Raw genomic sequence first — 12320 nt, forward strand, 5'->3', positions numbered from 1 at the left:
CCTGGGGCCAAAACCCCCAGGGCCCACCGCCCGCACCCCCCTGCCAAACCCCCAGAAAACCCCTCACCCCGCCACGACCAAAACAGGCGGCCGCGGCGCAGACCGGTCTCGGATGCCACGGTCTTCGCGGCTGTCGAGTGTGCGCGCGACCCAGCCATCCGGTCCGCCGCGCGGTCCGGTTCCGCCGCGGGGTCCGGTTGCGCCGCGCGGTCCCGGTTCTACCGGGTTATGCGCCGCAGGCCGCGAGGACCAGTTCGCGGACGCGGGCGGCGTCGGCCTGGCCGCGGGTGGCCTTCATGACATCGCCGACGATCTTGCCGGCGGCCTGGACCTTGCCGGAGCGGATCTTGTCGGCGATATCCGGGTTGGCGGCCAATGCCTTGTCCACTTCGGCCTGCAGGGCGCTGTCGTCGCTGACCATGCCCAAGCCTTTGTTCTCGACAATCGCGCCCGGGTCGCCCTCGCCGTCGAGCACCAGGTCGACGACCTGCTTGGCGACCTTGTTGTTCACCGTTTTCGCCTCGACCAGGGCGATCACTTCGGCGACCTGGGCCGGGGTGATCGGCAGGTCCTCGAGGGAGCCGCCGCGCTCGTTGGCCTTCTCGGTGAGGTAGGCGACCCACCACGAGCGGGCCTCCTTGGCGGGGGCGCCGGCGTCGACGGTGGCGATGATGAGGTCCAGGGCACCGGCGTTCACCAGGTCGCGCATGACCTCGTCGGAGACACCCCAGTCCGATTGGATACGCGCGCGCCGCAGCCACGGGTATTCGGGGATGGTGCCGCGCAACTCCTCCACCCAGGCCGCGTCGGGGGCGACCGGCTCCAGGTCCGGTTCGGGGAAGTACCGGTAGTCCTCGGCGGTTTCCTTGCGGCGGCCCGGGGAGGTGGAGCCGTCGGCCTCGTGGAAGTGGCGGGTCTCCTGGATGATCTCCCCGCCGGTCGCGAGAACCGCCGCCTGACGGCGCATCTCGAACCGCACGGCGACCTCGACACTCTTGAGCGAGTTCACGTTCTTGGTTTCGGTGCGGGTACCGAACACGTCCGCACCAACCGGCATGAGGGACACATTGGCGTCGCAGCGCAGCGAACCGTGTTCCATCCGGACATCGGAAACGTCCAGCGATTTCAGCAGATCGCGCAGCGCGGTCACGTAGGCGCGCGCCACCTCCGGTGCGCGGTCGCCGGCGCCGGTGACGGGTTTGGTGACGATCTCGATCAGCGGGACACCGGCACGGTTGTAGTCGAGCAGTGAGTGGCTGGCGCCGTGGATCCGGCCGGTGGCACCGCCGACGTGCACCGATTTACCGGTGTCCTCCTCCATATGAGCCCGTTCGATCTCGACCCGGAAGGTGGTGCCGTCGTCCAGCGGGACCTCGAGGTAGCCCTCGGTGGCGATGGGCTCGTCGTACTGGCTGATCTGGTAGTTCTTCGGCTGATCCGGGTAGAAGTAGTTCTTGCGCGCGAACCGGCCCCACGGAGTGATGGAACAGTTCAGGGCCAGGCCGATCCGCACGGCCGATTCCACCGCCTGCTGATTGACCACCGGCAGCGAACCGGGCAGACCCAGGCAGACCGGGCAGACCTGGGTGTTGGGATCGGCGCCGAACGTGGTGGGGCAACCGCAGAACATCTTGGTCGCGGTGGACAGCTCGACATGGACCTCCATGCCCAGCACCGGCTCGTACCGGGTCACGACATCGGCGTAATCCATGAGTTCGACGGTGGGTGCGCTCATGGAGCACAGTCTATGCGCGCAGGTGTGACGGCCCGGCGGTCACCTCAACCGGCCGGTATCCGCACACCGAGCCAGCCGGTGACGGTATCGAGAACCACCGGGTCGATGGTGGTCTCGATGGATTCGTATTCGCTGGGCATGCCGGTGTAGGCGGGCTGCATGAGATGGTTCAGCCCGTCGAAAACCGGGACTTCCGCGTCGGGGTTGCCGGCCAGCAAGGCTCGCATGGTCTGCACGTTCGGGTCCGCGGTCACCTGGACGTCCTTCGACCCGTAGAACGCCAGCACCGGCATCCGCAGCGCGGACAGGGCCGGCGCGGGATCGTAGGACACCAGCGCGGCCATATACGGCGTGTTCTGGGAGGTGAACGGTTCACTGGCAGCACGCAACTCGGCCGGCAACCCCCGATTGTAGGTTTCGGACAGCCGGGCGGCCTTGGTGAGCTGACCGGCGCGCAGCGCGGCGGTCCAGTCGGTCAGGAAAGCACGATGGCGGTCGATCTGCTCCGGGGTCGCGCCGGCGGCGCCGAATGCCCGGGTGCCCTGGTCGAGGACGATATCGGTACCGATGATCGCGGGCGCGGCCATGAGCATCACGAACGCGATCTCGTTCGCAGGTCGCGCGGCTACCAGCGGGGCGAGGTATCCGCCCTCGCTGTGCCCGAGCAGGCCGATACCGGCCGGGTCGATCTCGGGGCGGCCGCGCAGATAGCCGAGCCCGGCCTCGATATCGGCGGACAGATCGTCGTAATCGGCCTGGTTCAGGTTGCCACCGGTCCCGCCGACACCGCGGTCGTCGGTGCGCAGCACCGCGTACCCAGCGCGGGTGAGGGTATCGGCGAGCAGCAGGAACGGCCGGTGACCGGCGATTTCCTCGTTACGGTCCTGCGGGCCGCTGCCGGTGACGAGGACGACGGCGGGCACCGGAGCCGTGGTATCGGGCCGGGTCAGGGTGCCGGCAACGGTGATACCGCCACTCTGGTACGAAATATCCTCGGAAATATAGGGATACGGCGGATGCGGCTCCTGCGGACGGCCCGGCGGCGGCACGGGTGCGCGGTTCAGGGTGAGCCCGAAGGACTGCCCGGCCTGGCGGAAATCGCCGACGATCGCGCCGGCGGATTCGTCGAGCCGGCCGGCGAACCGGGCGTCGCCGGGGACATCCGGCACACCGAACCGCACCTCATCCGGTTCGGCCACGACATCTTCCAGGGGGTGCCGCGTCATCTGCTGGGCCGGGATATCGATGACACCGCTGTGCCGGCCGGTGAACTCCACCCCGACCACCACCGGAGCGCCGGGCACCTCGATGGCACCGTGCCACTGCCCGGCCACGCGTTCATCGGCCGGAGCGTCCCCACAGCCGACCAGCATCGAGACGAGCAACCACACAACCACTACCGGCAACGCTCCCCTGCCATGGCGCATGGGCTCGACTGTATCGCCGGGTGCGTTGTTCGGGGACGTCTTCGGAGGTGCGGGTCGGGGCGGCGGGGGGGCTGTATCCCGACAGCCTGCGCCGCCATCGAAGGGCGCTATCGACGTCTGGTTACCGCTGTCGACCTCTGGTTACGAGGTAGGCCATCCGTTACCTCTGGTTGCGAGGTGGGCCATCCGTTAAGGGTGGGGCTGTAATTTTGGAGACGCTCCGCGTCTCGAGGGGTGGGGCCCTTATAGGCCCGGTTCTTCACTCCTCCGCTCCTCCGCTTCGCTCCCCCGCTCCGTCGCTCCAGAACCGGGCGGGCCCCACCCCGTGGAGGGTGAACCATCCGGATGTGCGGAACGGGGGTGAGGTCGCATGTCCCAGGGTTGTAGCGGCAGGGACGTTTACGGCAGGGCGATAGGCGGCAGGAGATTGTCGGCGGGGTGGTTCGCGGTGACGTGGGCGCGTGGCCGGAGCGGGGTTGTGGGTCTAGCCGAAGAAAGCCTGCGCTTCCTCGTAGCGGTCGGGTGGGACGCGTTTGAGTTGTTTTGTCGCTTCGTGCAAGGGGACAAGGCCGATTTCGGTGCCGCGCAGGGCTACCATCTGACCGAAGTGCCCGGCGTGCACCGCTTCGGCGGCGTGCAGGCCGAAGCGGGTGGCGAGGACCCGGTCGTACGGGGAGGGGGCGCCGCCGCGCTGCACGTGGCCGAGCACCGTGGTCCGCACCTCTTTGCCGATCCGCCGCTCGATCTCCATGCCGAGCTGCTGGGCGACTCCGGTGAACCGTTCGTGCCCGAATTCGTCGACCCCGCCCTCACGCAGGGTGAAGCCGGAATCGGGAGCCGGATGCGATCCCTCGGCCACGACGCAGATGAAATGTTTGTCCCCGCGCTGGAAGCGGCGTTTGATCAGCGCGCATACCTCGGTGACGTCGAACGGCTGCTCGGGTACCAGGGTCAGGTGGGCACCCGCCGCCATCCCGGAGTGCATTGCGATCCAGCCGGCGTGCCGGCCCATCACCTCGATGAGCATCACGCGCTGATGGGATTCCGCGGTGGTGTGCAGGCGGTCGATGGCCTCGGTGGCGATGGACAGCGCCGTATCGTGCCCGAAGGTGACATCGGTGCAATCGATATCGTTATCGATGGTTTTCGGCACACCGACCACCGGGACACCTTCCTCGGACAGCCAGCTGGCTGCCGTGAGGGTGCCTTCCCCGCCGATCGGGATGAGCGCTTCGATCCCGTTGTCGTCGAGGGTCTGCCGGATCCGGCTCAGGCCGGCCAGCAGCACGTCCGGGTTGGTGCGGGCGGTGCCGAGCATGGTGCCGCCCTTGGCGAGCAGGCGATCGGTGCGGTCATCGTTCTGGATGCGGATCTTGCGGTCCTCGAGCAGCCCGCGCCAGCCGTCCTCGAAGCCGACGACGGCATCGCCGTAGCGGCCGTTGGCCGTACGGACGACGGCACGGATCACCGCGTTCAGTCCCGGACAGTCCCCACCGCCGGTCAGGATTCCGATGCGCATGGCGCCCATCTTGCCCGCTTCCGGCCCGCCGCGCCGCCTCGGGCCCGTGAATGTCGGGTAACGCCGGTGCGGGGCCGCGGTCAGGCCGGGCAGGACCCGCCGGTGAATTCGCCCAGATGCTGCGAAATGAGGTCGGCCATCTTGTCGAGCAGGTTCATCCCGTCGGAGAAAGTGCCCGAATCCGGTTGCGCGGCAAGCGCGATCGCGATCGTGCCGCCGGTGACCGGGACCAGGCCGAACTGGCGCACCAGGTAGGCGCCGTCGGGGTCGGGACCCCAGCCGCCCTTGAAATCGGCCTCGGCGAAGACCGAACCCAGCCCCCACTGCTGGCTCGCACTCACCGAACCCATCAGTTCGATCACCGTATCGGCGCCGGGCAGGCACGGCAGCCGGGACGCGAACCGCACCTGATCGGCCAGCGACCACTCGGACTGGCCGAAAGCGGAATACCCCGACCGGACGGGTTTCTCCTGAACCACGGTCGTATCGTCGCCGCCTTCGCGCAGAACGGCCTGCACCGCGTCCGCGGCGGCACGCGGGGCCCCGAGATTCGACCACAGACTGTCGGCAGCGGAGTTGTCGGACGCGGTGATGGCGGCCGAGGTGGCATACGTCTGCTCGCCCGGGTTCTTGCGTTCGGCGGCGACAACCAGCGGAACCTTCATCGTGGACCAGGCCGGGCCGGTGGTCCATTTCCCCATCCCGACCAGACGCTCCCCACCGACCGGCATGATCGCCAGCCCCAGTTCACCCTTCTGCGAACGCTCCAATTCGACGAAATCGGCGGCCAGCGTGCCGGGAACCGTGATCAGTACTTCGGCGCCGGGCACATCGGCCGCGGCCGCCTGGGTGACCGAGGTGGACGGCGCCGCGGGTTCGGTGGTCTCGGATCCGCAGGCGGTGACGACGACCGCGGTGAGCAGGCAACCGAGCAGGGCGAGCGGGCGCCGGGCCGGAAAGAGTTCCCGTTTCTTCTCGGTCGACACAACTCTGCCCATGACTATTGCGATCTCCCACGTCTCGTACCCGGTCGAAGCACCGTACTTCATCGGCGACCATAGCCCGGCCCGGATCGGCCCGCGAACTGTGCGCGGCAGCGGGCCGGGCCGGGTGCCGGTCAGTACAGGTACACGACCGCGTTGTTGCCGCCCCGGCAGGTGACCAGGCCGTCCGCGGCAACACATTCGAGGGTGTAGGCCTGGCCGGTCACCGGACTCGTGGCCTCGATGGAAACGGGTTCCCCCTCGGCGGAGACCACCGTGGGATCCAGATAGGCCTGCCGTACCGCTTCGGCGAACTCGCAACTGGTCACCGCGGTACCCGCCGCCGCCGAACCGTAGGCGCCGCCGCCGGATGCCGCCGTACAGGGCTGCGCATCGGCCGGCACGCCGGCGCGCGTCGTGGTGGTCGTGGTGGAGGAGGTGCGGGTCGGCGCGGTGGAGGTGGCCGGAGCGCTGCTGGGCGCAGCGGTGGTGGTGGCGGCACCGGTGGATTCGGCGGCGCTCGGCGTTTCCTCGCCGCCGGACCCGAGGAAGGTGATCCCGAGAATCGCGATCAGCACGACGAGCAGGAACACCCCGGCGCCGGCCAGGATCGGCATTGCGCGAGACCGCTGCTGCTCCGGCCCGGACTCGGGTGGACGGGCCGCATTCGCCATGTAGCTGTCGCGGTAACCGGCCTCGTAGGCGGCGGCATAAGGGTCGGGCTCCGGGACACCCGAAGCAGAACCGGAACCGTAGGAGTCGGGCTGTGGGGTTTCGGGAGCGGGGCCGGCGCCGCCGTAACCGAACAGGCCGCCGGGGCCCGGCCGGACCGCTCCGGCGGGCTGCCGGTCGCCGGATGGGTCCCCGCGCTCGGCGGTCCACCAGTCTCCCGTGGACGGGCCGGCCGCGCCGCCCGGCCCGTATACGCCTTCGGCAGGCGGGTAGCCATGCTCGTCCGGCCTGTACCCGCGGCCGGCCGGGAACTGGGTGTCATCGTCCACCCGCCGGGTGTCGTCGTCCGAGCGGGAGCGGAAGTCGCCCGGCGGCGCAGCACGGCCGGCCCCGCCGTGGGCGTCGGCCGGATATTCGCCCGATCGGTGGCCGCGCTCATCCGGCTGGAAGGCTTGTTCGCCCGGTCCGTGCTCGAGCGGGTAATCGCTCGATCGATAGCCGTTCTCGTATTGCTGCGCCTGGCTGCCGTACGCACGCTGGTCCGAGCCGTAGGCATGATCCGATTCGTCGGCAGGGTCGGCCCGCCCGAACTCGGGGTCGGCCGGGACGGGGGGAAGCCGGTAGGCGCGGGTGGCGTCGCCGGAGAGGTCCGGGGAGTCCGCGGCGGGTGGCGGTGACTCGAAGACGCGGGTCGCATCGTCGGTACCGGGTGCGGTGGGTGCGAGGCCCTGGCCGTAGATGCGGGTCGCCTGGTCGGGCGGGTAGAAGTCGGCGACCGGCATCCCACCGGTCGCCGGGGCCGCATCCGGATCGGCGGCCGGATGCAACTGCTCGTTCTGGTACAGGTGGGCGTCGGGGAACGGGCGGATACCGGCGGCCGGGGCTTCGGGCTCGGCCTGTTCGTCGGAGTTGAGCGGGGTGAACTCGAATTCGGTGGGGCGCACCGAGGTGGGGTCGCCGGGGATGATCGCGGGCAGGACCGTGGTCTGGTCCGGGGCGCCGTCTTCGTCGCGGTTCGGAATCCGGACCACCAGGGTGGGTATTCCGCCGGTCGGCGGGGAGCTCTCCGCGGAAGGCGCGGGGGTTGCGGGGAATTCGCCGGTTCCCGATGCAGAGGCCGCCTGCGAGTGCGGCGGACGTGCCGGGGAATTCAGCGCGGTACGGGCTGCGACAGCGAGTTCTCCTGCCGTAGCGAAACGCTCGTGCGGATCCTTGGCCATACCACATGCGATCACATCGTCGAATGCAGCCGGCAACCCGGTTCGCTGAAAGCTTGCCCGTGGCGGCGGTTCCGCCAGATGCGCGCGGATCAGCATGCCGATACTGGGGGCGTCGAACGGTTGCGCGCCGGTGAGGCATTCGTGCAGTACACATGCCAGCGAATAGATATCGGCCCGCGTGGTGACCGGTACACGTTCGAACCGTTCGGGCGCCATATAGGTGTAGGAACCGACCGCGACCCCCGCTTGCGTCACAGCGGAATCGCCCGCGTGGTGGGCGATCCCGAAATCGGCGAGGTAAGCGAAATCGGCGTCGGTGACCAGGATGTTCGCCGGTTTCACATCGCGGTGCACCAGGCCGTCGGCGTGCGCGGCATCCAGGGCGGCGGCGATCTGCTCGATCACGGTGACCGCCCGCTGCGGGCTCAGCGGACCACCGGACTGCAGCACGGTCCGCAGATCGGTGCCGGCGACCAGCCGCATATCGATGAACAACCGGCCCTCGATCACGCCCCAATCGTGGATGGGAATGATATGCGGTTCGGCGAGCCGGGCCGCGGCCTGCGATTCACGGCGGAACCGGGTCTGGTATTCCGGGTCGCCGACCAGATCGCCGGAAAGCAGTTTGAGCGCGACCACCCGGTCCTTGACGGTGTCGTAGGCCTCGTAGACCTCCCCCATCCCGCCGCTACCCAGCAGGGAACGCAGCTCATAAGGACCGAACCGCCCGCCGACTTCGGAACCTGGCGCCTGCACCCGTCCATCCTCTCCACGTCGCGGGCGCCGTATCGACCCGGTCGCGTAGTCGCGCCGGGCTGCCCGTCAAACCTTGGATTGTCCCGGGGAAACCACGCCGTGGTCAAACGCGTAGACGATGGCCGCGGCCCGGTCGCGCAGTCCCAGTTTGCCGAAGATATGACCCACATGGGATTTCACGGTGACTTCCGAGATTCCCAGCGCGTGGGCTATCTCACTGTTGGCCCGGCCCCGGCCGATCAGGGCCAGGACCTCGTATTCGCGGCCGGTCAGCTCACCGCCTGCGGGCGGCCCGGCCGGCGGCACCGCGGACGTGCGGTAGGTCGACAGAACGCGGCCCGTGACGGCGGGGTCGAGCCAGGCCCCGCCCGCGGCCACGGTGCGGACGGCCCGGATCAGATCCTCGGCGGGGGAATCCTTGAGCAGGAATCCGGCGGCGCCGGCGCGTAACGCCCCGGACAGCAACTGGTCGTCGTCGAAGGTGGTGAGCACGAGTACCGGCGGTTCACCGGCGCGGGCCCGCAACAGCCGGGTGGCCTCGATACCGCCCACCCGTTTCATCCGCAGATCCATGAGCACGATATCGGGAGTGTGCGCCGCGACCGCGGCGAGCACCTCGTCGCCGTCGGCGCATTCGCTGATCCGGAACCCGTCGCGGCGGCGCAGGATGCGGCGCAGCCCGCCGCGCACGAGTTCCTGATCGTCGACGATCAAGACCTCGAGTGGTTCCGGATCGCTATCGGCCCTGGTCATCTTTCCTCCCGTGAACTGGTGGGCCGGCACCGGCCGGCCCGCGTCGGCACATCACGCGGCCCTGTCATACCTCGCCCGGGCCGGCTCACCGATCGCCTCGGCCGGGGGTCCGGGTCTCCGTGGCGGGTGGCGTCGAGCCGGAACTTCGGCCGGCCAGGCGCGTGGGGAATCCGCGTCGCGCACATCGCGCAACCGCATCGACAGCTGACCGCGGGGTGTGCGCTGCATCGGGTCGGCGCGCAGGCACAGCACCCGGATCGGCCCGGCAGCACCCGCTGTGCAATCTCCGGTCCGTCGCGAACCCACTGGCTGCCAGACCGGGCACCGCCCACGTCGCGGCGTCCGTTATCGGGGCGTCCGTTCTCGCGCGCTGTCTCGACATGGGACGGGCGGGCGGTGGTCATCCAGGTAGTCCCGGTCTGCGGAGTTGGGGTACACCGATCGATTTCATCAGCGCGCAGTGCTCTTCTCGGGCGTCGGGTGCGGGCTCGTCGACTTGCTCCGGGCGGTCGTGCAGCGGGAACTCGGCCCGCACGATCCAGGTGCCGGCCTCGGGTCCGATGAGGATCCGGCCCCCGAGACCTTCCGCGCGCTGCCGCATCCCCGCGACGCCGGTGCCGTGCCCGATCCGCCCCACCGGTGCCCCCGGTGGGAGCGGATTGCGCACCCGTACGACCGCCGACCGCGCGCCGATATCCAGCGCGAATTCGACGGCCGCACCGGGTGCGTGTTTGGCGATATTGGCCAGTGATTCCTGGCAGATGCGGTAGATCGCGAGACCGACCGCCGCGGAGATCCGGTCCAGGTCGCCGGTGACGCGGCGGCGCACGATCAGGCCGGCGTTGGCGAAGTCGTCGATCAGGGCGGGGATATCGTCGGCGCCCGGTTCCGGGCCCGCCGCGGTCCGCCCGGAATCCAGCAGACCCACCGTGCGCCGGATATCGGCCATGGCCTGCCGGCCCAGCCGTTCGGCGTCGGCCAGCGCGTCCACCGCCTCCTCCACATCGCTGTCGGTGGTGAGCGCATGCCGGGCGGCGGTGACGTGCAGCAGGGTCACGGTGAGCGAATGGGCGATGACATCGTGTACTTCGCGGGCGATACGGTTGCGTTCGGCGGCCGCTGCCTGCGCGGCCCGCACATTCTGGTTCTCCCGTTCCTGATACAGGTACAGCCGCTGATACTGCAGCATCACGCCGACCAGCCAGCCGAGCAGGATACCGAGCGCATACATCGGGACACCGATGCGCAGCGAGTCGTTTCCCCACAGCTCCTGACTCAATGCGGCGAAGGCGACCAGTTCGAGAGTCGCCAGCAGCGCCAGCGGGATACTCACCCGTTTCGGGGCGATCGCCGCGATTTCGGCGGCCACCACCATCAACACGAACGGCGCGAAATCGGCATCCACCGGCTGGGCGAAGAACAGCGCCGCCGCGACCATCGTCGCCACCCCCAGCGCCAGCGGCCGCGGCACGATCCCGAACAGCACATAGGCCGGTACCGACAGGAACAACAGCACCACCGCGAGCAACGGCAGCACGGTCGGGAAATACTCGTGCCGTTGCAGGCAGGCGACGAAACCGAGGACGAGCAGCGCCAGATCGGCGAACAGCACCACCTTCGGCGGGTAGTCGAACGGCAGGTCGCCGAGCGGGTGCCAGCCCAACCGCAACCGCCCGCTCGGCCACCAGGCCGTGAACCGCCGCCACACCCGACCGGCCCGGACCGCCGGCGAGCGGCCGGCGCCGACACCGCCACGGGTGCCGACCTCCGTCACAACGCCCGCGACCCGGGTACGGTCCGCCGCCAGTTGATCTCCCGCCCCCGCAGCGACGCCCTCGCTTGTACGCCGCGGGTTGTCACCCGCCGTGGATGTGAGGTGGCTCTCAGGCACGTCTCCAGGGTAATCAGCCGGGCCACGCGAGACATCCACCTGCGGCGGGGGCCGGACTCCGCCCCCGGTAGGAGATCGATTCACGCCCGCCGCACGACGAATCGGGGGCCACGGATCCGTAGCGTGGAACGCGCCGACGCCGCACCGGACCGGGCGGCGTACCCCAGGCCCCGACCGAAAGGGCACGGATCATGTCCTGGACAGAGCAGCACCTGCGTACCGAGATCCTGCACACCGTTCTCGATCGCGCGGCCGGCGACCCCGCCCGCGCCGATCTGTTCGACGATATCCCGCACCTCGACCGGTTGTTCGGCGGACCGCACGGAGTACTTGCGGCCCTGCGCTATCGGTGGAACATTCATCTGGACGCCAAGCTGGAACTGGGCGCCGCCCAGGGCCGGACCGTGGACGAGGCGTACCTCGAACTGGCGGCCGAACAGCCGGTACTGCGTGCGGTACTGGATGCCCGGACGGCGTCGCGGGTGCTGGTCGCGTGAGCCACGCCCGGCCGTACCGACATCTGTGGAAAACGGGGTGGCGATGACGCAGCCGGCCATGCTGGAACTGACCGACGTCGTGAAGGAGTACCGCGTCGGCGATCAGCCCGTGCGGGCGCTCGACGGGATCGGGCTGCGCCTGGAAGCGGGTGAGTTCACCGCCGTGATCGGTCCGTCCGGGTCGGGGAAGAGCACACTGCTGCATATGCTCGGTGCGCTGGACCGCCCCGATTCCGGGTCGATCCGGTTCCAGGACGCGGAAATCGGCGCGTTGAGCGAGGAACAGCAGTCGGAATTCCGGCGGCATCGGGTGGGGTTCATCTTCCAGTTCTTCAATCTGCTGCCCACCCTGTCGGCGTGGGAGAACGTCGCGGTGCCGAAACTGCTCGACGGCAAATCTCTGCGCAAGGCGAAACCGCGGGCCCTGGAGCTGCTCGACCGGGTCGGGCTCGGTGCGCGCGCCGAGCACCGTCCCGCCGAACTGTCCGGCGGGCAGATGCAGCGCGTCGCGGTGGCGCGGGCGCTGATCATGGACCCGCCGCTCATCCTGGCCGACGAACCCACCGGCAACCTCGACTCGAAAACCGGCGCCTCGATCCTCGCACTCCTGGCCGAGGTCGCCGGATCGGGTAATTCGGTGGTGATGGTGACCCACGACCGCGGTGCGGTGGACTACTGCGACCGGGTGGTCACCCTCGGCGACGGACGCATCGGGTCGGACGAACGCACCACGGCGCACCCGGTGGGCGGTGATGCCGAGTTCAGTGCAGCGCTCGCAGGTCGCGCCGCGCCGAACCCGGCATAACCAGCCGCGCCGAACCCGACGTAGCCGGCCCGACCTAACGAGCCGCAGCGAGCCCGGCGTAA

9 protein-coding genes are annotated in these 12320 nt (G+C 69.5%); 2 read left to right on the top strand and 7 right to left on the bottom strand.

Annotated elements, in window-relative coordinates; genetic code table 11:
* Positions 1-226: 226 nt before the first annotated feature.
* From gatB to ACFWPH_RS05155, 7 genes are all read right to left on the bottom strand, one after another.
* On the bottom strand, positions 227-1735 hold the full coding sequence (gene gatB, locus ACFWPH_RS05125; RefSeq protein WP_378748251.1) for an Asp-tRNA(Asn)/Glu-tRNA(Gln) amidotransferase subunit GatB: 1509 nt from the start codon (positions 1733-1735) through the stop codon (positions 227-229).
* Between the two features lie 44 nt (positions 1736-1779).
* Positions 1780-3162, bottom strand: a complete 1383-nt coding sequence (locus ACFWPH_RS05130; RefSeq protein WP_378748252.1) for an alpha/beta hydrolase family protein — start codon at positions 3160-3162, stop codon at positions 1780-1782.
* 484 nt (positions 3163-3646) lie between these two features.
* Positions 3647-4681: an ATP-dependent 6-phosphofructokinase gene (locus ACFWPH_RS05135; RefSeq protein WP_378748253.1), complete on the bottom strand. Its 1035-nt coding sequence runs from the start codon at positions 4679-4681 to the stop codon at positions 3647-3649.
* A gap of 80 nt (positions 4682-4761) precedes the next feature.
* Entirely contained in the window at positions 4762-5730 is a 969-nt protein-coding gene (locus ACFWPH_RS05140; RefSeq protein WP_378748255.1) for a hypothetical protein, read from the bottom strand.
* 68 nt (positions 5731-5798) lie between these two features.
* Positions 5799-8312, bottom strand: coding sequence for a protein kinase (locus ACFWPH_RS05145; protein ID WP_378748256.1), 2514 nt, complete (start codon positions 8310-8312; stop codon positions 5799-5801).
* 66 nt (positions 8313-8378) lie between these two features.
* Positions 8379-9065, bottom strand: a complete 687-nt coding sequence (locus tag ACFWPH_RS05150) for a response regulator (RefSeq protein WP_378748258.1) — start codon at positions 9063-9065, stop codon at positions 8379-8381.
* Between the two features lie 400 nt (positions 9066-9465).
* Complete coding sequence (locus tag ACFWPH_RS05155) at positions 9466-10956, bottom strand: sensor histidine kinase (RefSeq protein ID WP_378748259.1); 1491 nt, start codon at positions 10954-10956, stop codon at positions 9466-9468.
* Positions 10957-11147: 191 nt separating this feature from the next.
* Here ACFWPH_RS05155 and ACFWPH_RS05160 point away from each other — a divergent pair, with 191 nt between their 5' ends.
* The gene (locus ACFWPH_RS05160) at positions 11148-11453 is read left to right on the top strand and encodes a hypothetical protein (protein WP_378748260.1); all 306 of its coding nucleotides are present in this window, start codon (positions 11148-11150) and stop codon (positions 11451-11453) included.
* A 43-nt stretch (positions 11454-11496) separates the two neighbouring features.
* The gene (locus tag ACFWPH_RS05165; RefSeq protein WP_378749383.1) at positions 11497-12258 is read left to right on the top strand and encodes an ABC transporter ATP-binding protein; all 762 of its coding nucleotides are present in this window, start codon (positions 11497-11499) and stop codon (positions 12256-12258) included.
* The last annotated feature ends 62 nt before the right edge of the window (positions 12259-12320 follow it).

This window comes from Nocardia sp. NPDC058499 (assembly GCF_042719915.1).
Classification (GTDB): Bacteria; Actinomycetota; Actinomycetes; order Mycobacteriales; family Mycobacteriaceae; genus Nocardia.